Annotated in this window: 20 protein-coding genes and 4 pseudogenes; 14 read left to right on the forward strand and 10 right to left on the reverse strand. The window is 68.3% G+C overall.

All coding sequences use genetic code 11. The annotated features are described in order from the left end of the window. Nucleotides 1-285 (forward strand): AfsA-related hotdog domain-containing protein (locus AB0C82_RS34295; RefSeq protein ID WP_362850106.1); only part of this gene is annotated, 285 nt, incomplete at its 5' end. Between the two features lie 270 nt (nt 286-555). Continuing rightward, nucleotides 556-1524 (forward strand): glutaminase, encoded by a 969-nt coding sequence (locus AB0C82_RS34300; RefSeq protein ID WP_362850108.1) that lies wholly within the window; start codon nt 556-558, stop codon nt 1522-1524. A gap of 82 nt (nt 1525-1606) precedes the next feature. Here AB0C82_RS34300 and AB0C82_RS34305 read toward each other — a convergent pair. The 4 genes and pseudogenes from AB0C82_RS34305 to AB0C82_RS34320 form a co-directional block, all read right to left on the reverse strand. Next, nucleotides 1607-1827 (reverse strand): annotated as a pseudogene (locus AB0C82_RS34305) (transposase); the annotation flags it as partial. A gap of 879 nt (nt 1828-2706) precedes the next feature. Further along, nucleotides 2707-3711, reverse strand: a complete 1005-nt coding sequence (locus tag AB0C82_RS34310; protein ID WP_362850111.1) for an NADP-dependent oxidoreductase — start codon at nt 3709-3711, stop codon at nt 2707-2709. Then, nucleotides 3708-4100: an aldo/keto reductase gene (locus AB0C82_RS34315; protein WP_362850113.1), complete on the reverse strand. Its 393-nt coding sequence runs from the start codon at nt 4098-4100 to the stop codon at nt 3708-3710. The genes AB0C82_RS34310 and AB0C82_RS34315 overlap by 4 nt, the downstream gene beginning before the upstream one ends. Nucleotides 4101-4192: 92 nt before the next feature. Beyond that, complete coding sequence (locus AB0C82_RS34320; RefSeq protein ID WP_362850116.1) at nt 4193-4885, reverse strand: SDR family oxidoreductase; 693 nt, start codon at nt 4883-4885, stop codon at nt 4193-4195. A gap of 118 nt (nt 4886-5003) precedes the next feature. On the opposite strand from AB0C82_RS34320, the gene AB0C82_RS34325 reads away from it, so the two are divergent. Next, the gene (locus tag AB0C82_RS34325) at nt 5004-5579 is read left to right on the forward strand and encodes a TetR family transcriptional regulator (protein WP_362850119.1); all 576 of its coding nucleotides are present in this window, start codon (nt 5004-5006) and stop codon (nt 5577-5579) included. A gap of 1017 nt (nt 5580-6596) precedes the next feature. On the opposite strand, the pseudogene AB0C82_RS34330 reads toward AB0C82_RS34325, so the two are convergent. Next, nucleotides 6597-6809, reverse strand: a pseudogene (locus AB0C82_RS34330) (thioredoxin domain-containing protein); the annotation flags it as partial. Between the two features lie 25 nt (nt 6810-6834). Further along, nucleotides 6835-7435: pseudogene (locus AB0C82_RS34335) on the reverse strand (FAD-dependent oxidoreductase); the annotation flags it as partial. Nucleotide 7436: 1 nt separating this feature from the next. On the opposite strand from AB0C82_RS34335, the pseudogene AB0C82_RS34340 reads away from it, so the two are divergent. After that, nucleotides 7437-7882 (forward strand): annotated as a pseudogene (locus tag AB0C82_RS34340) (pyridine nucleotide-disulfide oxidoreductase); the annotation flags it as partial. A 78-nt stretch (nt 7883-7960) separates the two neighbouring features. Here the strand turns inward: AB0C82_RS34340 and AB0C82_RS34345 are convergent. Then, on the reverse strand, nt 7961-8467 hold the full coding sequence (locus AB0C82_RS34345) for an N-acetyltransferase family protein (protein ID WP_362850121.1): 507 nt from the start codon (nt 8465-8467) through the stop codon (nt 7961-7963). Next, nucleotides 8457-8792, reverse strand: coding sequence for a metalloregulator ArsR/SmtB family transcription factor (locus tag AB0C82_RS34350; RefSeq protein WP_362850124.1), 336 nt, complete (start codon nt 8790-8792; stop codon nt 8457-8459). Before AB0C82_RS34350 ends, AB0C82_RS34345 begins: the two co-directional genes overlap by 11 nt. Nucleotides 8793-8957: 165 nt before the next feature. Between AB0C82_RS34350 and AB0C82_RS34355 the strand changes: the two genes are divergently transcribed. Beyond that, the gene (locus AB0C82_RS34355; protein WP_362850127.1) at nt 8958-10511 is read left to right on the forward strand and encodes an FAD-dependent monooxygenase; all 1554 of its coding nucleotides are present in this window, start codon (nt 8958-8960) and stop codon (nt 10509-10511) included. Nucleotides 10512-10532: 21 nt separating this feature from the next. Here the strand turns inward: AB0C82_RS34355 and AB0C82_RS34360 are convergent, their stop codons facing one another. After that, a complete protein-coding gene (locus AB0C82_RS34360; RefSeq protein WP_362850130.1) occupies nt 10533-10895 on the reverse strand; it encodes a metalloregulator ArsR/SmtB family transcription factor in 363 nt (120 codons plus the stop codon). A gap of 144 nt (nt 10896-11039) precedes the next feature. On the opposite strand from AB0C82_RS34360, the gene AB0C82_RS34365 reads away from it, so the two are divergent. The 3 genes from AB0C82_RS34365 to AB0C82_RS34375 are packed head-to-tail and all read left to right on the forward strand — an operon-like array spanning nt 11040 to nt 13105. Further along, entirely contained in the window at nt 11040-11216 is a 177-nt protein-coding gene (locus AB0C82_RS34365) for a hypothetical protein (protein ID WP_362850133.1), read from the forward strand. Between the two features lie 53 nt (nt 11217-11269). Continuing rightward, a complete protein-coding gene (locus AB0C82_RS34370) occupies nt 11270-12622 on the forward strand; it encodes an NAD(P)-binding domain-containing protein (protein WP_362850136.1) in 1353 nt (450 codons plus the stop codon). Nucleotides 12623-12655: 33 nt separating this feature from the next. Then, nucleotides 12656-13105: an ArsI/CadI family heavy metal resistance metalloenzyme gene (locus AB0C82_RS34375; protein ID WP_362850139.1), complete on the forward strand. Its 450-nt coding sequence runs from the start codon at nt 12656-12658 to the stop codon at nt 13103-13105. Nucleotides 13106-13112: 7 nt separating this feature from the next. Here the strand turns inward: AB0C82_RS34375 and AB0C82_RS34380 are convergent. Continuing rightward, nucleotides 13113-13932, reverse strand: a protein-coding gene (locus tag AB0C82_RS34380) for an IS5 family transposase (RefSeq protein ID WP_362850141.1) whose coding sequence is annotated in 2 segments (ribosomal slippage) — nt 13113-13589 and nt 13591-13932 — 819 coding nt in all. Because the reading frame shifts where the segments join, the coding sequence is not laid out codon by codon here. Between the two features lie 554 nt (nt 13933-14486). Here AB0C82_RS34380 and AB0C82_RS34385 point away from each other — a divergent pair. The 6 genes from AB0C82_RS34385 (at nt 14487) to AB0C82_RS34410 (ending at nt 21120) form a co-directional block, all read left to right on the forward strand. Beyond that, nucleotides 14487-15455 (forward strand): hypothetical protein, encoded by a 969-nt coding sequence (locus tag AB0C82_RS34385; protein WP_362850144.1) that lies wholly within the window; start codon nt 14487-14489, stop codon nt 15453-15455. Between the two features lie 10 nt (nt 15456-15465). Next, nucleotides 15466-16737, forward strand: a complete 1272-nt coding sequence (locus AB0C82_RS34390) for a hypothetical protein (protein ID WP_362850147.1) — start codon at nt 15466-15468, stop codon at nt 16735-16737. Nucleotides 16738-16818: 81 nt separating this feature from the next. After that, nucleotides 16819-17627 (forward strand): IS5 family transposase gene (locus AB0C82_RS34395; RefSeq protein WP_362850150.1). Its coding sequence is split into 2 segments (ribosomal slippage): nt 16819-17163 and nt 17166-17627, totalling 807 coding nucleotides; the frame shifts between segments, so codons are not numbered across the junction. 58 nt (nt 17628-17685) lie between these two features. Next, nucleotides 17686-18006, forward strand: a complete 321-nt coding sequence (locus tag AB0C82_RS34400; protein ID WP_362850153.1) for a CPCC family cysteine-rich protein — start codon at nt 17686-17688, stop codon at nt 18004-18006. Between the two features lie 37 nt (nt 18007-18043). After that, complete coding sequence (locus tag AB0C82_RS34405; protein ID WP_362850156.1) at nt 18044-18718, forward strand: IS5 family transposase; 675 nt, start codon at nt 18044-18046, stop codon at nt 18716-18718. A gap of 266 nt (nt 18719-18984) precedes the next feature. After that, nucleotides 18985-21120 carry a hypothetical protein gene (locus tag AB0C82_RS34410; protein ID WP_362850159.1) on the forward strand — a complete coding sequence of 712 codons (2136 nt, stop codon included), beginning with the start codon at nt 18985-18987 and terminating at the stop codon, nt 21118-21120. The last annotated feature ends 139 nt before the right edge of the window (nt 21121-21259 follow it).

The raw sequence follows: 21259 nt of genomic DNA on the forward strand, positions 1-21259 counted from the left end.
GTGGACAACGTCATGTACTTCGACCACCCCGTCGATCACGTGCCCGGCCTCGTTCTGATGGAGGCCGCCTATCAAGCGGCGCACGCGATCCTGCATCCCGCCCACCTTGAGGCAACCGTCATCACCAGTGCCTTCGAGCGGTACACCGAATTCGACCGCCCCTGCCGGATCGAGGCGCAGGTCGTCCACGCCGCCGCCGAGGAGATCGCGGTACTGGTCACGGGGACGCAGGACGGGAACACCGTCTTTCAGGGGCGGCTCAGTGGCCCTGCAGGCGAGAACTGACGCCCAGCGATCGGTGAGCCCTTCTGCTTTTCGCTCCCCACTTTCTTCAGGTGGGACCGAGATGAAGCCCCGTTGCACCACGAGGAATGTCGACAGGAAGCCTGCTGGGTGTGCTGAAGGACTACCATCTGGCGCGGGCTCTGGACGCGATCGCTCGGCTTGGACTCCGGGTCCGGGGCCGTGTGCGTGAGCGGCCGGAGAGTCTATGGGCGACCTCCCGCTCCGCATCCCTCCGCCGACCCTCTCGCTCCCTCTCCGTCAGGAATTGCCGTGTCCCACGCCTCCGCCGCCCCTCGGGTAAGCAGTCCAGCTTCGCGCGCCGGCACTCACCGCTTCAGCTCTGTGATCAGCCGCATCGCCGAGGAGATAGCCACTCTTACCGACCACGGCGCCCCTGCCGACTACATACCGATGCTCGCCGGTGCCGACCCCCGACGGTTCGGCATCGCCGTCGCGGAGCCGGACGGGACCGTCTACGGTGTCGGCGACTGGCAGCAGCCGTTCTCGACGCAGTCCATCTCCAAGGTGTTCGCCCTGGCCCTGGCACTCTCCCTGGACGGCGAACAGATATGGCGGAGCGTGGGCCGCGAGCCTTCGGGTAACCCCTTCAACTCCCTGGTGCAGCTGGAATACGAGAACGGTGTTCCCCGTAACCCGTTCATCAACGCCGGTGCCCTGGTGGTGACCGACCGGCTGCAGGCTCTGACCGGGGACGCTGCCGGGCAAGTTCGGGAGCTGCTGCGCTCGGAGAGTGGCAATGCCGCCATCGACTTCGTACCGGAAGTCGCCGCCTCCGAGGCGGCATACGGTGACCGTAATGCCGCGCTGGCTCACTTCATGGCCTCCTATGGCAACATCACGCTCCCGGTCCCCGACCTGCTCTCCGCCTACTTCCGTCAGTGCTCGATCGAGGCGTCGTGCGCGGACCTGGCCCTTTCTGCGGGGTTCCTGGCACGGCATGGTGTCCGGGCCGACGGTTCCGCGCTGCTCACCCGCAGCCAGGCGAAGCAGGTCAACGCGGTCATGCTCACCTGTGGGACGTACGACGCGGCCGGAGAGTTCGCCTACCGGGTGGGACTGCCGGGCAAGAGCGGTGTCGGCGGGGGGATCATCGCCATTGTGCCCGGGGTGTGCACCCTGTGCGTATGGAGCCCGGGCCTTGACCGGCGCGGCAACTCGGTGGCGGGTGTCTCGGCCCTAGACCGCTTCACCACGCTCACCGGGCTGTCCGTCTTCTGACGTAAGCGCTCGCGCCGCAGCCGACGCTTCCGGCTGTCATGCCTTCAAGGCGATGAGACGGTACTGCGGGTCCGGGCGGGCCGCGTCCGGCAGTAGCTCCGGACAGACCGAACGAAGCAGCCGGCACCTGCTGCCACGTACATCCTGACGTGGCCACGAACACAATCGCAGCCAACACCTCACGGTCACCGTGCGGACGCCAACCGCCACCCTGAAGCCGCGGCGGCGCCTCTGGCCCACCCGCTGGTGCTCCCACAACTCATCCGGCACAAGCCGCTCAACGATGCCCACCACTACCGACAGCCCACCCAGTCAGCCAAATGAGATGACTTCTTCGTCTGCGTGGCAGTAGGCGGCCGCTGCTCCGGCGATGCCGGGGCCATATCGGGTGCGGGCGCGGTCGAGGGCGGCTTCGAGACGCGGGCTACGGCGGGCCCCATGATGTGCACGGGACCACCTGGCTGACCTGGGCCGAACTGGACACCACGGGCTGACAGGAGACCGATGCCTCAGGCACACGAACCCGCGCCTCAGCCGCGGGGATCGACACCGACTGAGGCCGGGTATGGAGCGTCATGCGCATCCTCAGCGAGGTCCACGGGGCCGAGAACGTACGCCTTGTCGTCTGGTTCCACTGAGGATCTCTCCACATCGACAGACGTCAGTACGTGGCCCGTCGGTACGTGCTGTCGCTATGCCTCAGCCGCTCGCAGCCTCATCGCGGGTCGGTGTGTGCCGAGGACCGGCACGTCGGCGGGGCGCAGGTCGGTCCGGACTCGCAGATGTCGCACGGGGTGTCGGTGCCGGCCGCTGTCGATCGCGGTGTCCGCGCGGAACTCCACCACTACCTCCGGCTCGGCGGGCCGGAAGATCAGGGTCTCTCGCGAGCCCCAGCCGGAGGAGAACCGCATGCCCTTCCAGGGGTGCCCGCTCTCGGCCGGTCGCAGGATGGCGCCGAGCTGCCGGGCAGCGGCCCGCGGCAGGGTTCGTTCGGGGTGCCGGTGCTGCTCACGGTGGATCTCCCGGTGTATTTCTGGTCGCGCGCCGCGGGGTGGTGGCGGGTCCGCTGGGGTTGACGACGGCCCTGCCGAAGCCGGGCGCCAGGCCCGTGACCAGGTGCATCACGCCTTGCTCGGCGTGGACGGTGAACTGGTGGAGCTGGTCGATGTCGGCGGGTGGGTTCTACGTCATGGAGACGACGACCTTGCCGGCCTTCGCCTGGCCCTTTTCGACGTACTCCATGGCGTGGAGGGTGTCGACGAACGGGAAGACGGTGTCGACGACGGGGCGGATCTTCCCGGTGTCGATGAGGGGGGTGAGTTCCCGCAACTGGTCTCCACTGGCCTTCATGAACAGGAAGGAGTACGTCACGCCCAGGCGCTTGGCCTGGCGGCGGGTCTTGGAACTGAGCGCGGTCATGGCCAGGCGGAGGAGCGGGTTCGCGCCTAGTTCACGGGCGAAGGCCGGGTCGGGCGGGCCCGCGACGCTGATGGCGATGCCGCCGGGCTTGAGGACACGCAAGGACCTGGCCAGGTTGTCGCCACCGAGGCTGTCGAGGACGACGTCGTAGCCGTCGAGGATCTCGGTGAAGTCCTGGGTACGGTAGTCGATGACTTCGTCCGCCCCGAGGTTCTTGACCAGGTCGACCTTGGCGGTGCTCGCGGTGGTGGCCACGTGCGCGCCGAGTTCCTTGGCCAGCTGGACGGCGATGGAGCCGAGGCCGCCGGCGCCCGCGTGGATGAGGACCTTCTGCCCCGGTCGTACGCGGGCGCGCTCGACCAGTGCCTGCCATGCGGTCAGGGCGACCAGGGGCAGGGAAGCGGCCTCGGTCATGGTGAGGGTGGAGGGTTTGGGCGCCAGGTCGTCCTGTTGGACTGCGAGGCGTTCGGCGAAGGTGCCGATGCGGTCCTTGTCGGGCCGGGCGTAGACCTCGTCACCCACCGCGAAGCGGGTGACGGAGGACCCGACCTGCAGGACCTCTCCGGCGAGGTCGTTTCCCAGGACGAGGGGGAGACGGTAGGGCAGGAACGCCTTGAAGTCCCCGTTGCGGATCCTGAGGTCCAGCGGGTTGACGCTCGCCGCGTGGATCCTGACCAGGACGTCGTCGGCGCCCACCTGCGGGTCGGGCGTTTCGGCGGCGCGCATCCCCGCCTGGCCGCCGTACCTCTCGACCATGAAGGCCCTCATCGTCGTCTCCGTTCCGTGTCCCGTCCGTGGAAGGGGGCGGGGTCTGTGCTCGCCCCGGGCTTCTCCCGGTGCGAGATAGTGCCCAGGCGCTTCAGGCTGGCCTCCACCGAGGCGACCATGTCCTTGCGGCTGTTGCCCGTCTTGGAGATGTCCCGCTGCGGAGCGGAGCCCAGGGCGAACTTGGTGGCCAGGACGAAATGGTCGCGGTCGGCGGAGATCAGCTTTCCGGTCAGTTGCTCAGACTCGCCGAACTGGTAGCCGTCCGCGCTGTCGAGGAAGGTGCCGCCGGCCTCGGCGAACCGGTCCAAGATCCGGCGTGCCTCGTCCGGCTCGGCGCCCGCGCCCCAGCCGGTGCCGAAGTTCGCGGTGCCGAGTGTGCACTCGGACACGCGCAGTCCGGTCAGGTGCCGAAGCTCGTATAACGCATGAAAGGTCCTGGCACGACGGGTGGGAAGGGGGCGCCGCGACGGCGGGGTGAGCGTCAGGCTGCGGTCGGCTGAGGTGCCGCGGCCAGGCTCTGCTTGACGTACCGGCTGGTCTCGTCGGCGAGGATCTCGGGCAGGCCGGCCTCGATGCCGTACAGGGCCTGGCTCGCGACGTCGGCGGCGGCGACCTTTTGGTCGGCGGGGACGCCGGCGGCCATGTCGGTGTCCATGTAGCCGACGTGCAGCGCCGAGACGGTGATCCCGCGGGGCGCCAGCTCCTCACGGGTCGCGTCGCTCAGCGCCCAGGCGGCGGCCTTGGAGGCCGCGTAGGAGCCGAGGTCGGCAGGGTGGAACCAGGACAGGGCGGACAGGACGTTGAGTACGGCGCCGCCGCCGTTGCCTTCGATGACGGGAGCGAAGGCGCGGGTCGCGGCGAGCGGGCCGAAGAAGTTGGTCTCCATCTCCCGGCGCACCTCATCGGTGTCCCCTCCGATCAGCGTCGCGCCGGTGGAGATGCCCGCGTTGTTGATCAGCAGTGTCGCGTCCGATGCCACGCGTGCGGCCTCCCGTATCGACGCCTCGTCCGTGACGTCCAGCCGCAACGGGATGACGCCCGGCACGTCGACCGTCTCGGGGCGGCGGGCCGCCGCGTACACCTTTGCGCCGCGCTCCACGAGCTGGGCGGCGAGGTGCCGTCCGAGGCCCCGATTGGCGCCGGTGACGACCGCGACCGTGTTCTTCAGTTCCATGCCTGCTCCTGGTCTTCGGCGGGCGCCGTCGAGTCGCACGCCCTACTTTTGGATTACGACCACAATCTAAACATGGGGATACGATAGATGCCAGTCGACATCCAAATGGGAGGTGGCCATGGGCCGCGTTTCGCAGGCGCAGGCGCAGGAGAACCGCAGGCGGGTGGTGGACACCGCCTCCCGGCTGTTCCGGGAGCAGGGCACCCACGTGAGCGTTGCCGATCTCATGAACGCGGCCGGTATGACCCACGGCGCCTTCTACAAGCAGTTCGCCTCCAAGGAGGCGCTCGTCGACGAGGCGACCGCCCATGCCTTCGCCGAGCTTGGCCGGCGCCATGCGGCCGGGCTTGAGCGGTACGACGGGCAGCGGGATACCGCTCAGCGAGCCCTGATCGACGCTTACCTCTCCGTCCAGCACCGCGACGACCCGGCGGGCGGCTGCCCGGTCGCGGCCCTCGCCGTCGACGTCGCACGCGAGGGCGAGGGCGGCGGGGCCCGCCGCACCTACACCGAAGGGGTGGCCGACTTTGCCGCGTTCCTCGCATCGGCCGGGGCCGCCGACGACGGCGAGGACGGCATCGCCCGGCTGTGTACCTTGTTCGGTGCGCTGGTGCTGTCCCGGGCCACCGCGGGTTCCCCACTCTCCGAGGAGATCCTCACCGCCGCGCACGCGGCCCTGACGGAAGCCGACTGACCAGGGTCGGAGTCCCGGGCACCACGCGGCGTGTGCGTGCCCGTCGCACCCACCGTCGAACATCGCGGGCACCCCGCGAGGGGTCGTGATCGCCCCCGGTCGCCGTAGCGCTGCCGGCCGGAGGCTCACCGGCGTCAGCGTGGCAGTACGACCGCCAGCTGGTCTCGGACGTCACGCAGGATCTCGTCGACGCTCGCGGTCGCGTTCACGCTCGCCGCCATCGCGAGGAACACTACGGCGGACACGACGCGCGCCAGCGTCGCGGCATCGCTCTCGCTGAGCCGCCCGGCGCGGCCCAGGGCGGCGGCGACGGCCTCCTCGGTGCGCGCGGTGATGGATCGACCCGGCCGCCCTGTACGGCGGCGGCGAGACCGGATAAGCCGACTACCCGACACTCGCGCGGAACCCTGCCTGACCGTGTCCGCGAGCCGCACGCCCGGGGCGTGACGAGCGGGCGGCTCGCCGGCTCCCACCGCGTGGTTGCTCCCGACGCGACGGTGTACGCAGACCGAGTGCGTCATCACTGGGATAGACGCAGCCTCCTTTCGGTGGCGGTTCCGGAGCGCTCAGAGCGCGGCTTTCCACCAGCAGGCGCAGTTGCTGGTTGGTCAGGTCCCGTGCCTTCGCGGCCATGGCCTGCGCGGGGCCACCGTGCAGGGGTCTCGACCACCGTCTCCGGGCTGGGATACGTCGGCCTGGAGTACCAGCACAACAACGCGTCCGCGTCCCTGCGAGGCGTGGGCCGGGACGCGGCGTACGTTATCAGGAAGCTGGCCGGACAGGACGGGGCGCCCGCGCCACTCAGCGGCGACCCGGGCTCACAGGCTGCGTTAGGCGCGGTCCCTCTCGGCCCAGACCGTGACCACCGACGGACGCGGAATGCTGCCCGGTCCGTCGGGCCATACGGACACAGGCTTCTCGGCGGTGGCGCCGTCGGCCTCGCCCGGGTGTTGGGCGGCGACGAGCGTGCGGTCCTCAGTAATGATCGGCTGCAGGTCTCGGTGACGCGTACGACGTGACGCCGTACTTCGCGGCCGTCTCAGGGTTCTCGTCGATGTTCAGCTTGACGATCTCGATCCTCTCGCCGTATTTCGGCCGCGATGGCTTCGAGGGAGGGGGCGATCTGGCGGCACGGGCCGCACGATGCGGCCCAGAAGTCGACGAGCGCAGGCTTGTCGCTCTTGAGCACGTCCTGCTCAAGGAGTCGTCGGTCGTGTTCTTGAGAGCCATGAGGGGCCTCCTCCTGCGGTACGTGTCAGACGGTGGCCGGGGCCTTGCTCGGCTCGGCGGCGTTTTCGGCGTCGGTGAGGGCAGCGAGGTACCGCTCGGCGTCGAGGGCAGTCACCGCAGCCGGAGCCGGCAGCGGTGATCGCTTGGCGGTAGATGTGGTCGACGACGACGACGACGTCGCCGGCGGCGAAGACGCCTGGGATGTTCGTACGCGTCGAGAGGGCTTCGACCTTGAGGTAGCCCTCGTCGTCCAGCCCCAGCTGGCTCTTGAAGAGCTCGCTGCGCGGGTCGTGGCCGATCGCGATGAACAGCCCTGTGGCGTCGAGGTCGCGGGTTGTGCCGGTGATGACGTCACGCAGGATCAGGCCGGAGAGCATGCCGCCCGCCTCCTTGATCTCCGCGATCTCGCTGTCGAAGGAGATTTTGTCGTCGGCGAAGGCGCGATTCGGCATGACCTGGGAGGCCCGCAGCGTGGAGCGCCGGTGGACGACGGTGACCGACTTCGGGAAGCGGGTGAGGAAGGTGGCCTCCTCCATGGCGGTGTCGCCGCCGACGACGACCACTATTCCGCGGTCCCGGAAGCAGAACCCGTCACAGGTCGCGCACCAGGACACGCCACGGCCGGACTGGGGCACCCAGCGGCTGGGCCGCTTCCTGGCCGACGACATCGACGGCCGCGCCCTCTTCGACGCGGCAATCGCCGCCGCGCACTCGACACCGGGACGACCGACACCGGCGGGGTCGCGTCCCTCGGGGACATTGTCGCGGTACCGCCGGTGCGCGAGGCCCGGGACGCGGGGCTTCTCAAGGCTCAGCCGATGTTCACCCGCCTCACTGCGGACGGCATCGAATGGGCCGACGGTACGAGGACCGAGGCCGACGCGGTCTTCTGGTGTACCGGCTTTCGCCCTGCCCTCTCCCACCTCGCCCCGCTCGGACTGCGTGGCTCACGAGGCCACATCCCGACAGTCGGCACCCGCGCTGTCGACGAGCCCCGCCTGCACCTGTTCGGCTACGGCGACTGGGACCGGCCCCGCTCCGACACCCTCATCGGTGTCGGTCGCCCCGCGCGCTCGCCGAACTCCTGGGCGTCAACGCCGTCTGCGGACCCCCGCACCGCCACACGCCCCAGCACGGGCTTCCAGAAGGCATCACACGATCTGAGGACTTCGGCGCTCCAGGAGCAGGACGTCACGCCAAACGCCGTGATGGCGGCCGATGCGTTCTCGGGTGCCGATCACGCGGAAGCCGGCCCGCTCGTGGAGGGCGAGGCTCGCCGTGTTCTCGGGGAAGACTCCGGACTGGATCGTCCAGATGCCCGCCGCTTCGGTCGAATTGATGAAGGCGTCGAGGAGTGCACGTGCGACGCCCTTGCCGCGTGCCGCCGGATGTACGTACACCGAATGCTCGACGACTCCGGCGTACGCGCAGCGGTCGGAGACCTTGGAGGCGGCGACCCAGCCCAGCACCTTTCCGTCATTCGGACCCCTGGCGATGAGGCGGTGCTCGGGCAGCTTGGCGGCGTCGAACTCGGTCCAGGTCGGAGCCTGGCTCTCGAAAGTGGCGTTTCCTTCGTCGATGCCCAGCTGGTAGATGGCGAGGACCTGTTCGGCGTCCGCGGTCGTCAGCGGCGCGATCTTCGGTGCGTCAGCAGGCATGGTCCGCCTCCTGGCCCAGGATCGCGCGGACTGCGGCCGGGAAGCACTCCAGGCAGGTGGCGTTGACCGTGTAACGCGTCGAGGCGCCCTGCCGCTCGGGGAGGACGAAGCGGACCTCGGCAAGGATCTTCAAATGGTGCGACACCGTCGACTGCCCGATGGGGAGCCGCTCGACGATCTCCCCGACCGCCATCGGCCGCCGCTCTGCGGACAGCAGGTTCAGTACGCGTATACGCATCGGGTCGGCGAGCGCCTTGAACCAGTCGGCATAGGTGACGGCGTCTTCATGGCTCAGCGGCACCAGGCCGTGCACAGTCTCATTCATCGATAATCGACGATAGTCGATAAAGTGAAGGGGTGAAAGGCCCCCGGCTGAATCCCTACGCCGATGGACGCCCATGGAGGGGCCTCTCGATGCCGAATCGGGGTTTCCTCACTTGGGCTGCGTTCGGGGACAGCGCGCCAAGCACTTCGGCGGCACACTGCTTCCATGGCTGCGAGTCGATCGCTCGATGTGCTGGTGGTAGGGGCTGGGCCGACCGGGTTGGCGCTCGCGGTCCAGCTGCACGCGTACGGGGCACGGTTCCGGATCGTCGACCGGCACCTGGACCGGGTGAGGGAGTCGCGGGCGCTGGCGATCCAGCCCCGAACGCTGGAAGCCCTCGCCCCGTTCGGTGTGACGGACGAACTGATCGCACGGGGGGACCCGGCCGTACGGCTGCGAGTGCATGTTCCGGGCCGTACCGTGCGGCTGCCGCTGTACGACCTCGGCGCCGCCGACACTCCGTACCCCTTCCTGCTGTTCCTGTCCCAGGCCGAGACCGAGAGTGTGCTCGGTGGCCACCTGTATGAGGCCGGTACGACGGTCGAGCGGGGCACCGAGCTGCTGGAGCTCACGACCGCGGGTGCCTACGTCGCGTGTCGGCTGAGGAATCTCGACGGTACCGAGGAGAACGTGAACGCCCGCTACGTCGTTGGCTGCGATGGAGCGCACAGCACAGTCCGCGCCCAGGCGGGCATCGGCTTCGAAGGCCATGTCTACCCACAGACCTTCCTTCTCGCGGACCTGGAGGTGGACGGCCTCGAACGCGGTGCCGCGCACGCGTACATGACCGAAGCCGGGATGCTGTTCTTCTTCCCGCTTGGCTCGCCCGCGAGCTGGCGACTGCTCGCTATGCGCCCGCCCGGCGGTCCGGATGCCCAAGGGCCGGTAGAACTCGGGCAGTTGCAAGCCCTTGTCGACCGCTACGTCAACGACCCGCTGCACCTGCGGGACCCGGTATGGATGACCGACTTCCGGATTCACAACCGCGGCGCCAAGAGCTACCGCGCCGACCGCGTCTTCCTGGCCGGCGACGCCGCCCACATCCACAGCCCAGCAGGAGCCCAGGGCATGAACACCGGCATCCAGGACGCGCTCAATCTCGGCTGGAAGCTCGCCCTCGTCTGCCGGCGAGCGGCACCGGAGGCGCTCTTGGGCACATACGAGAGCGAACGCGCCCCGGTCGGCCGGAACGTACTGCGATTCACCGATCGCGCATTCACTATCGCCACAAGCCGCAACCCACTGCTCCGCCTGGCTCGCACCCGGCTCGCGCCCCGCCTCGCACCGCTGGCCCTGCGCCTCCCGTACCTGCGCGGCGCCGCCTTCCGCACGCTGTCCCAGTTGGCTATCCACTACCGGCACAGCCCCGCCACGGCAGAGGGCCCCCATCGGCCCAAGCGCGGTCCACGGGCAGGCGACCGACTCCCCGACACCCCCGGCAACCTGCACGCACTGACTGCTGCAGCCGGATACCACCTGCTCCTGTGCGGCGGCCCGGAGGGAGCCTGGGACACGGGCCGGATCGTGTCCATTACCGGCCGCCGCGGTCACCTCGTCCACATCCACCGGCTTGGCAGGGGCAGCCCCTGGCCGGAGATCACCCACTGCCTGGTCCGTCCCGACGGCTACATCGCATACCGCGCTGGAGGCACGGACCTGACCGGGCTCCTCGCCTACGTCGATCGCTGGCTGCCGTCATCCGAAGCCCGGGCCCACTGACTCAGCGGACGCGATCACCGCTCAGGCGGCGGCGTACTTGCCCAGGATGTGACCCATGGTGGCGAGCACGGACGGCTCGACGCGGTAGTACACCCAGGTGCCGCGGCGCTCGGAGGTGAGCAGGCCCGCTTCCTTCAGCTTCTTGAGGTGGTGCGAGACGGTCGGCTGGGAGACACCGACGTCGGAGATGTCGCAGACGCACGCTTCGCCGCCCTCGTGCGAGGCGACCGCGGAGAAGAGCCGCAGGCGAACCGGGTCGCCCAGGGCCTTGAACATCACAGCGGTGCGTACCGCTTCCTCCCCGGTGAGGGGGCGTTCATTCAGCGGCGGGCAGCAGGGGGCCGTGTCCGACTCCAGCAGCGGCAACACCTTCACATTCGACATACGTCTATGTTGACACGCATCGAAGCAATGACGCGGACGGTGACCGCGAGGGTCATCAAATTCGACGCTTGTCTATGTTGACAACCGTCAATGCAAGTGCAAGGCTCAATGAATAGACAGGCATCGAATCAAGGAGCTCCTGTCATGGCTGCACGTGTCCGGACATCCCTGGCCGCTGTCGGAGCCCGTCTCACCTTGCATCGCTCGCCGGACGCCGAATTCTGCGACTCGTGCTCGCAGGTGTGCGACGCCGCCTGCCGGTCCAGTGCCCGCTACCGCCGTGTGGAGCTCTCGGTCTCCCTGTACGGCCGCCCTCCCTGATCCGAACCGACACCCCGCCTCCCGCACAGCCCGTCACCAAGGAGAAAACAGTCATGAGCGAGCAGAAGCTTCCGGTCGTTGTGATCGGCGCCGGTCCGGTCGGCCTGGCAGCCGCCGCCCACCTGGTGCAGCGCGGCATCGAGCCCCTGGTCCTGGAGGCCGGAGCCGACGCGGGCAGTGCCGTCCGCGAGTGGTCGCACATCCGGCTGTTCTCGACTTGGTCCGAGGTCGTCGATCCGGCGGCCGAGAAGCTTCTCGCCCCGACCGGCTGGACCGCGCCCGATGGCGCGACGTACCCCTCGGGCGGTGACTGGGCCGCGGACTACCTCCAGCCGCTTGCCGACGTCCTGGGCGACAAGGTCCGCTTCGGTGCTCGCGTCACCGGTGTCTCGCGCCTGGGCCGCGACCGGGTCGTGGACGCCGGCCGCGAGCAGCAGCCGTTCACCATCCATGTCCTGAACGCCGACGGCTCCGAGGAGCGGATCACCGCCCGCGCCGTCATCGACGCCTCCGGCACCTGGACCACGCCCAGCCCGATCGGCGGCGACGGCCTGCCCGCCCTCGGCGAGCGTTCCGCCGCCGACCGCATCTCCTACCGCGTGCCCGACCTCAAGGACCCTGCTGTACAGGCCCGTTACGCCGGCAAGCGCACCGCCGTGATCGGATCCGGCGCCTCCGCGTTCACGGCCCTCGCCTACCTGGCCGACCTCGCCAAGGACGCGCCCGGAACGCATGCGGTGTGGGTTCTGCGGCGTGGGATCGGCGGTTCCACGTTCGGCGGCGGCGAAGCCGACGAGCTTCCCGCACGCGGCGCTCTGGGCCTCGCGGCCAAGGCCGCAGTGGGGAACGGGTACGCCTCGGCGGCCACCAGCTTCCGTACGAGCGTCGTCGAGCAAGCCGGCGGCCAACTGGTGCTTGAGGCCGAGGGCGGCGACCGGCTCGACCCGGTCGACGAGGCCATCGTCCTCACCGGCTTCCGCCCTGACCTGTCGTTCCTCTCCGAACTCCGTCTCGGCCTCGACGAGCGACTCCAGGCCCCGACGGAGCTTGCCCCACTGATCGACCCCAACCAGCACTCCTGCGGAACGGTCTACCCGCACGGCGTGAAGGAGCTGTCCCACCCGGAGCAGGGCGTCTACCTGGTCGGTATGAAGAGCTACGGCCGCGCGCCGACGTTCCTCGCCATGACCGGCTACGAGCAGGTCCGCTCCATCGCGGCCTCCCTCGCCGGGGACCAGGAGGCAGCGGAGCGCGTCGAGTTGACCCTTCCGGAGACCGGAGTCTGCGGCGGCGCGGGCCTCTTCGACGAGCCCGACGCGGCCGAGTCCGAAGGCGGCGGCTGCTGCGCCGCTCCCACCACTGTCCAGATCGGCGTAGGAGCCCCGGCAACTTCCGGCGGCTGCTGAGCCCTCACCCACCCCTCTAGCAGGAGGCACGCCATGTCCCGCGTACAACTCGCCCTCCGCGTCCCCGACCTCGCCGCGTCCATCGCCTTCTACACCAAGCTCTTCGGCACCGAGCCCTCCAAGCTCCGCGACGGCTACGCCAACTTCGCCATCGCAGAGCCCCCGCTCAAGCTGGTCCTCATCGAAGGGAACGCGGAAGAGGACACCCGCATGGACCACCTCGGCGTCGAGGTCGACACCACCGAAGCCGTGCACGCGGCCACCACCCGCCTGAGCCATGCGGGCCTGGCCACGGCCGAGGAGAACGACACCACCTGCTGCTACGCCCTCCAGGACAAGGTCTGGGTCCACGGCCCCGGCCAGGAGCCCTGGGAGGTGTACGTCGTCAAGGCGGATGCCAACTCCATGGCCAAACAGGAAGGCAGCACCTGCTGCGCCACTCCGGCCGCCGACTCCGGCGTGGGCGAACCTGTCGCCACTTGACCGTGTCCTATGTGGTGAGTCGAGCGAGTCGTTTGTAGCAGCAGAGGTTGGCGGCGAGGCCGAGAAGGGCCAGGTAGTAGCGGGGGTGGCGCTCGTATCGGTGGTTGAGTCTGCGGTAGCCGGCCAGCCAGGACATGGTGCGTTCGATGACCCATCGTCGGCGCCCCGACCGTTCACTGGACTCGTCCCCCTTGCGGGCGATACGGACACCGATGCGCTTGCCCCAGAGCCATTTCCACAGGTGAGGGACGTCGTATGCCTTGTCCGCGTGGAGACGCTGGGGCTTGAAGTAGCGGCCTCCGTGGGGGTCGCGTCTCGTTTGCTGACCCTCGATCATGGGCTTCAGCGCGAGGCTGTCATGGGTGTTCGCCGCGGAGAGGCCGACGAGGAGGGGCAGTCCGTTCGCGTCCGACAGGACGTGCATCACGGAACCTGGCTTGCCCCGGTCCACGGGGCTCGGACCTTTGAGTTCGCCCCCTTTTTTTAGCCCTCACCTGCGCGGAGTCGAGCACTGCCCGGGTCAGGTCGAGCAGGCCGGCGTCGTCCAGGCGGTGCAGGATCTCCTCGTGGAGCCGGCCCCAGACACCAGCTCTGGACCAGATCAGGAACCTGCAGTGGGCCGTCGACTTCGATACGCCGAAGCGCGGCGGCAACGCCCGCCAGGCGCACCCACTGACTGGCACGTAGATAATCGCGGCGAACAGGGTCTCATCAGGCGTGTCCTGCGTCCCCCCGCCCCGCGGGCGCACCCTCGACGAAGGGATCAGCGGCTCCGCGATCTCCCACAGCCCGTCCGGAACAATCCAACTCCACGTACCCCGCCCCATAACCGACCCAACGGGCCGAACCCACATAGGACACGGTCTCAATCCTCTCAGAGAATCGAGCCTCCATTCGACCCGGAACGGTTCACATGGTCGGGGTGAGTTTGATGGAGAGACAGGATGTACGACAGATGCTCCCGCATTCCAATGTGCGTCTGCGTATCGCCGTCTGCAACTCTAGCTGGGCGGAGCACAGTTGATTGGTCAACCGAGCCAGCGATTTCAGCGCCCAGTTGCACGGGCGCGCCAAGAGTGATGCTGTGGAGAAGGCGAGATGGCCCTGAGCCTTCTACCTCTTACGGCACTTACACGCCTGTAATGAGATTCCGCGAGAGGTTGACGCCGGTACCAAGGCTTACAAATGTCGGCGCGCCACGACCTTTGTTGTGGCTGCGCCCTAAGGCATCGATGAAGTGCATCCCCGCGGTAGTCGGCATTTACGCATGCTGTGTCGAGACTTCGCGAGAGAGGGAGCTTCGTCATTCGATGCAATGAGTCTGCTCGCTATCGCCTTGCAGTGAACAGAGTCTGATGGGGAAAAGGATCGGAGGATGGTCATGAGCGTTGTCAAGGGTGACTCGAATGAGCCGGGAGAGGCCGGGGTAACTGGCACGAGCGGACAGTGGAACGGCGTGTATGGCGAAGCCCAGGCAGCTGGCCAAGCGGGCATAGCCGGTGTCAACGAGAACGGCGGGAACGGTGTTTACGGCCGGGGCTCCACCGGGGTGCACGGACACGGCACGGGCGAAGGCGGTTCTGGCGTCGCCGGTGCGAGTGATGCATGGAACGGCGTTTTCGGAGTTACGCAGGCAACCGGGCACGCCGGTGTGGCTGGCGTCAACGAGAACGGCGGGAACGGACTGTACGGCCGGGGCTTCACCGGGGTCGCCGGACACGGCACGGGCGAAGGCGGTTCTGGCGTCGTGGGGACGAGTGATACGTGGAACGGCGTATTTGGAGTGACTCAAACATCCGGACATTCCGGTGTTGCCGGTGTAAGTGACCATGGCGGGAACGGAATCTATGGCCGGGGCCGTAACGGGGTGTTCGGCGTAAGCAATATGGAAGGAGGGAAAGCGGCGTTCTTCCAGGGCGACGTGGTGGTTACCGGGGACCTCGAGCTCCCGGGGGCCGATTACGCCGAAGCGCTGACCGTTGCGGAACCGGCCGTCACCGCTGGGATGGTCGTGGTGCTTGACGATGCGGGGCGGATCCGGCCTTGCACCGAAGAATACGACCCGCGCGTCGCCGGCATCGTCTCCGGTGCAGGCGGAGTGCGACCGGCACTGGTGCTCGACCGGCACGACGGAGGCGCCCCTGTCGCCCTTATGGGCAAGCTGTGGGCGCTGGCCGACGCATCGGAAGCGCCAATCCGCTGTGGGGATCTGCTCACCACGTCATCGACCCCCGGACACGCCCGCAAGATCGCTGAGCGGGATCGCGGCTTCGGTGCTGTCGTTGGGAAGGCTCTGACAGACCTGGCGTCAGGGCACGGAATGATCCGTGTTCTGGTAACCGCGAGTTGAGGTGATCGGCGTGTCACGCATACGCATGGCAGTGGAGATTCAGAACGAGTCGTCCGTGCCTCTGGTATGGGACCGGGATCAGATGGACTCCGGCGACTGGACCGATCCATGGTACCCGTCCCGAGCGGCCACCATCGCCCCCGGCGCTACCGCGGAGTGGCGGACCGAGGGGGGTCTCTTCGGCGTACCGACGACAGGCACAGAGGGCCGCGTCTGGTACAGCATCGATGGTGACCCAGGGCGGCAGTTGTATGTGCACTTCAACAGTCCGCTCGTGGAGTCCCAGTACGGCAATACGTTCCACGTCTGGGCACCGCCGGGTTTCGAGGCTGCGTACAGCGGTGGCCAGGGCCACCATGCCCGGCTCCGTATTCGTCTACGAGAGACCTCGCGTCGCCAGGTTCGCGGGTTCACCCCGTCGGTCAATGGATTTCAGTTCTCGAACTCGTGGAGTCCGGAACTTCCTGCGATGACTGTCGGCTTCCTCTGGAATCGGCTGCTCGACGAGCTTGGCGGGGAGGCTGCAGGGGCCCTGGGTATCGCCCGGGTCGACGACGGGTGGCTGCCCATCACCCAGGCCAACGCGGGAATGTGCGGCGGAATGACCTTCGCGGCAATGGACTACTTCGCCGCCGGCAAGCTCCCACCCGCCGAGACAACCTCGCCAACCTCCACCGCGGATCCACTCTTCCAGTTCATCCGCGACCGGCTGCTCGACAGCTTCGACATCGGAGGTTCCGGGCACCGGTGGCTGGGCTACTCTTCGCCGCACTACCCAAACGGGGATGAAGGGTTCATTCAGGTGGCAGGGCTGGCGAGAGGCCGCGCTTGGGTGACCTGCCGGGATGAGTGGCCGCGCATCCGGGACGACATTGACGGCGCTCGACTGTCACCCCTCGGACTGATCCAGACCGACTCGTTGGACATCGGTCAGAACCACCAAGTGCTCGCTTACGCGTACCAGCAGAGCGGTCAGGTCGTCCAGCTATGGGTGTACGACAACAACTACCCTGGAAAGGACGATCTGTACCTCCAGTTCGACATCACGGACACCGCAGGTGGCGTCGGCATTACCCGCTTCGGGTCCTATCGACCTAGCGAACCGCGGATCTTCTGCATCTTCCGATCCAACGGCTACAACCCACACACCCCACCGGGTGGGCGTCAGTTGTCGGTACGTCAAGCGATGGAGCGTGTCAGCGGGCGCAGGTTCGGCCGTCTGCCTGACGACGTCGGGCTCCCTCGACCGGCTTCGCTCCGCCGCTGGCTCAGCAGCATCTGACCCGGCCGGGGCGGTGGGCCGTTTCGGAGGCGTCTGCGCCAAGAGGTCATCTCATTTGGTTGACTCGGTATTCTGTGAGTCATGGTGGGGATCGTTGAGCGGTTGGTGCCGGACGAGTTGTGGGTGTTGTTCCAGCGGGTGGTGCCTGAGGCGCAGTCGCGGCCGCAGGGCGGTGGTCGGCGTCGGCACGGCGATCGGGAAGTGCTGGCCGCGATCGTCTTCGTGGCTACGTCGGGTTGTACCTGGCAGCAGCTACCTTCGGCGTCGTTCGGCCCGTCGGGTGCGACCGCCCATCGGAGGTTTTCAGAGTGGTCGAAGGCCAGGGTGTGGGCCAAGCTCCACCGCCTGGTCCTCGACGAACTCGGCGCCCGCGGCGAGCTGGACTGGTCGCGTTGCGCGATCGACTCGGTGAACATGCGGGCCCTGAAAAGGGGGACCTGACAGGTCCGAATCCTGTCGACCGGGGCAAGTACGGCTCGAAGATCCACCTGATCACGGAACGGTCGGGTCTGCCCATATCCGTCGGCATTTCCGGGGCCAACCTGCACGACAGCCAGGCCCTGATCCCGCTCGTGAAGGGCATCCCGCCGATCCGCTCGCGCCGCGGCCGGCGACGGCGCAAGCCCGGCAAACTCCACGCCGACAAGGGCTACGACTACGCCCACCTGCGGCGATGGTTACGCGAACGCGGCATCACCCACCGCATCGCCCGCAAGGGAGTCGAGTCCTCACATCGGCTCGGCCGCCACCGCTGGACCGTGGAACGCACCATGGCCTGGCTCGCCGGCTGCCGCCGCCTCCACCGACGCTACGAACGCAAGGCCGACCACTTCCTCGCCTTCACCAGCATCGCCTGCACCCTCATCTGCTACCGCAGGCTCGCCAAATGAGATGACTTCTTAGGCACTTTCGTTTGGATCATTGGAGGGAGACGGAATGATGGCACCCATGGTCTCCAAAGAACCGTTCCCTGGTCTGTCGAGCGACGCCGCTCACAACCTCATCGCGTGTCCCTGCTGTTTCCAGCAGACTTTGGAGAAACGGGCCAACTTCGAAATCTGTCCGGAGTGCGGATGGGAGGACGATGGCCAGGACGACGCGGATGCGCACATCGTGCGAGGTGGGCCCAACGGCGGGCTGAGTTTGACGCAGGCCCGGCTGAACTACCTGGAGGATGCAGCCGAGGGGTGTAATGACTCCACGACGCGCGGCGGTGAAGGGCTGTGGATGTCGGAGGCGCGACGTCGGATGCCGGACGTGGCTGAATAGAGCAGCATCCGGCAACGGTGTACCTCGTTGTCCGGTCATGTCGCTGACCGATGCGCGGTGGGCACGGATCGAGCCGTTGCTCCCTGACCGGACTCCAAGACGGGGAGGCAGGTGGCGGGACCACCGGGAGGTGATCGACTCGATCGCCTTCAAGTTCCGGACCGGAACGCAGTGGGTCCACCTCCCCGAGAAGTACGGCAACTGGCGAGGCGTCTACAACCGGCTGAGGATGTGGGCCGTCGACGGCACGTGGGAGCGGGTGTTCACCGCGCTGGTCGCACAGGCCGACGCCGACGACAGCCTCAACTGGGCTGTCTCGGTGGACTCCACCATCGTGCGTGCACACCAGCACGCTGCCGGAGCCCGCAAAGGGGCCCCAATTGGCGAACCGGCAGACAGCCAGCACCTCCGGCAGCGCCGGGTCGTCGATCGAGGTGACGGGGAAGACGGGCGGCTTCGCGCCCCGGCGGGCGGGCACGGTCGGCGCCGGTTCGCCGGCGAGCATCCACCCCCACGTCGTCAGCGAGACCCGATAGATCCGGGTGGAGGACTTCGTGATGCCCGCGCCGGTGAGGTACCGCTCGACCGCCGCGGTGTACGACGCGGGCGGGGCGGACAGGGGCACCACCCCGGGCGCGCGGCAACCGACGTGCGCCCCGCTCCCGATTACTGCGGCACCACCCTGACGAGCCATCAGGCGGTGGGAGTCTGATGGCCGACCTCGATACGGAACCGCTGCTACCACTATCCGCTCTACCGCCGACCCTCACGATGAACGCAGCCCCGAGCCTTACATAGCGCTACATGTCCGTTCGCCGTAGCTATATGAGAACAGGGCCGTGACGCCCGGCCGACAGGGCCCGTCGTCCCGTCTCGCGGCTGCGAGGTGCGGGGCCGCGCGGTAAATTGGAGTTCGAGCGTGGTGTCGGATTTCCACCGGGTACAGGCGTGTCGCCCTCCGACAAGGAGCCGAACATCATGGCCAAGTCCGTCCGCCTCGGCATCATCCGGGCCCGGCACGACACCTCCGTGCCCGTCATCCCCGATCCCGCCTGTATCGCAATGCTCATGACCGGCGACCACGCCTTGCTGCGGTTCTGGGAGAACACCACCCGGGGTCATCTCGACTTCGTCGACTCGTCGATGTTCCCGTGGGTCGACGTGACGATCGGGACCGACACCTCCCGGGCCGCCCAGGCCCGGGCTGCCGTCGACGCGCTGCGTGCCCGGTTCCCCAACCCCCCGGAGTGGCCCGGCCTCAACGGCCTGGTCGTCATCACCCACCCGGGACAGCGGACTGTGCCGAATCCCCAGGCGGGGCAGCCGGGCCAGCCTGCCACGATGACGCAGAGCTTCGACGGCGGCGCGACCGGTGTCGACGGGCTATCGGTCGCCGTGCTTCCGGTGATGTCGAGCGACCTCACCTTCATGTGTCACGAGGTCGGCCACGTCCTCGGCCTGGACCACACCTTCGGGCTCGACAACAACGGCACCGACTGGGATCCAACCGACGCCAACATCGTCGTCGGCCCGGAGTACGGCTCCCCTTACGACCTCATGTCGTCGGCCACCTTCGCCGGTCGCTTCCTCGGCGCGGGGCCGACCTACTCCGGCCAGCCGACTTTCACCGGGCCGACGGTCACCAACTGGCCGTACGCCGGTGCCTTCGCCATGGGCCCGCACCTCTCGCGCGCGAACCTGCACCTGTCCACGCCGGACGCGCTGGCCGGCCGGGTTGTCGATGCGCCCTTCCCGCAGCCGGGCGCACCGGTCACCGCACGCATCGTGCCGGCGTCCGCGTCGAATGGCAGGTGCCTGCTCCTGCTGCACCCGCCCGGCGAGCCGGCCAACGGGGTGGGCCGAGTCTACGTCGAGTACCGCGTCCCGGCGGGCTGGGACGCCGGCATGGACCCACTGGGGCCGAGCCTTTCGCGGGAAGGGGTGGTCGTCCACTCGGTCGTCGACGTCACCAACCAGGGACCGCGCGCGTGGTACCGGGGGTCGGTACCGACGAAGTCGCCGGACACCGATGTCACCGTCGCGACGACACCGCTCGTCGTGCGCACCGTGGCCGTCGATCCGGAACGGCACTGGGTGGACGTGTCAGTCACGGCGGGCGCGGCGAGCGCGGTCGAGATCGTCCGGGGACTTCAGACCGACGGCGTGATGGGCCCCGTCGGTGAGCTCCAGGAGACCAGGACGCCGTGCGGCGACCCCATTCGTCGCGGGACGTTTGCCACGGCCTCGACCGCCGCATTCGGTGTGCGCGGCACCGGCTTCGGCGGCAGTGGCGTGCCCGTCGACCCGCAGCCCACGATCACCTGGACCGTCGGAGGTGTTCCGCTGGGCGCACCGAGTGGGATGGTCAACGTGCCCGTGGACGGGACGGTGTTCACGCTCGACTACACGATCGAGCCGGTCATGTCCGAGCTCGTGCTCACCTCTCGGGGCGGGGAGCGCTACGAAACGTCCGCGGTGGTGACGGTCAGCGGCGGCGGGACGACGGCATCCGCCACCGCCGTGTTCACGGCGCAGGGGTGGGTTGAGGGGATCCACCCCGACGACGTGCAGAAGTTGGGTGACTGCCTGGGCCGGATCGCGGAGCGGTACCGGCGGATGCCCGCGCCGTTCCGCAGGCCGACGCCCGAGCCGCCGTGGAGCGACCTGGCGACGCGTCGGCTGGCCGAACAGGCATGGCTGAGGCAGGCGTTCCGGCTGATCTCCCAGCCGCCGGACCTGGACGCCACCGGGCGCGGCGAGCTGAGCCGGCTCCTCCAGGTGCAGGCGCCGCCCACCGCGTTCATCGACGCGCTGGGGGAGGCGGCCGTCGACTACAGCGTGCCGGAGGCGGACCTCACCGACTGGCTCCGGAACCCCGAGTTCACCCCTTACCCGGCGCTCGCCCAGTCGATGCTGCTGAGGCTGGCCAGCACGCGATTGAAGCGTCCTGTGTTCCTGGACGTCATCGCGTTCAACTACGAGAACTCGCCGGGGAAGCCGTCGCCTCGTCTACTGGAGGACGTGGACACGGCCGTCCTGGAGGCGGCCGTGGTTGAGGGCTGGAACGTTCGGTATGGGGAGGCGGTGTCGGAGTTCGGCGAGTTGTTGACGTGATGGTGCTGGGGGTTGTTGTCGGCGATGACGCTGCGGGCAACTGCTCCGCGTACTCCGCCGCCACGACGTTCACCACCCCCGACCTGACCCCGCCGGCCGCCGTCACGCAGCTCGGCGTCGAATACCGGTCGGGCGTTCC

Origin of the sequence: Streptomyces sp. NPDC048560 (assembly GCF_040650955.1) — a bacterium.
In the GTDB taxonomy this organism is placed as follows: Bacteria; Actinomycetota; Actinomycetes; order Streptomycetales; family Streptomycetaceae; genus Streptomyces.

Excerpts from the sequence above, each read along its gene's own strand:
- AB0C82_RS34310 (WP_362850111.1), bottom strand. The coding sequence starts at position 3,711 with ATGAGGGCCTTCATGGTCGAGAGGTACGGCGGCCAGGCGGGGATGCGC.
- AB0C82_RS34320 (WP_362850116.1), bottom strand. The coding sequence starts at position 4,885 with ATGGAACTGAAGAACACGGTCGCGGTCGTCACCGGCGCCAATCGGGGC.
- AB0C82_RS34325 (WP_362850119.1), top strand. The coding sequence starts at position 5,004 with ATGGGCCGCGTTTCGCAGGCGCAGGCGCAGGAGAACCGCAGGCGGGTG.
- AB0C82_RS34345 (WP_362850121.1), bottom strand. The coding sequence starts at position 8,467 with ATGCCTGCTGACGCACCGAAGATCGCGCCGCTGACGACCGCGGACGCC.
- AB0C82_RS34350 (WP_362850124.1), bottom strand. The coding sequence starts at position 8,792 with ATGAATGAGACTGTGCACGGCCTGGTGCCGCTGAGCCATGAAGACGCC.
- AB0C82_RS34355 (WP_362850127.1), top strand. The coding sequence starts at position 8,958 with ATGGCTGCGAGTCGATCGCTCGATGTGCTGGTGGTAGGGGCTGGGCCG.
- AB0C82_RS34360 (WP_362850130.1), bottom strand. The coding sequence starts at position 10,895 with ATGTCGAATGTGAAGGTGTTGCCGCTGCTGGAGTCGGACACGGCCCCC.
- AB0C82_RS34365 (WP_362850133.1), top strand. The coding sequence starts at position 11,040 with ATGGCTGCACGTGTCCGGACATCCCTGGCCGCTGTCGGAGCCCGTCTC.
- AB0C82_RS34370 (WP_362850136.1), top strand. The coding sequence starts at position 11,270 with ATGAGCGAGCAGAAGCTTCCGGTCGTTGTGATCGGCGCCGGTCCGGTC.
- AB0C82_RS34375 (WP_362850139.1), top strand. The coding sequence starts at position 12,656 with ATGTCCCGCGTACAACTCGCCCTCCGCGTCCCCGACCTCGCCGCGTCC.
- AB0C82_RS34385 (WP_362850144.1), top strand. The coding sequence starts at position 14,487 with ATGAGCGTTGTCAAGGGTGACTCGAATGAGCCGGGAGAGGCCGGGGTA.
- AB0C82_RS34400 (WP_362850153.1), top strand. The coding sequence starts at position 17,686 with ATGGTCTCCAAAGAACCGTTCCCTGGTCTGTCGAGCGACGCCGCTCAC.
- AB0C82_RS34405 (WP_362850156.1), top strand. The coding sequence starts at position 18,044 with ATGTCGCTGACCGATGCGCGGTGGGCACGGATCGAGCCGTTGCTCCCT.
- AB0C82_RS34410 (WP_362850159.1), top strand. The coding sequence starts at position 18,985 with ATGGCCAAGTCCGTCCGCCTCGGCATCATCCGGGCCCGGCACGACACC.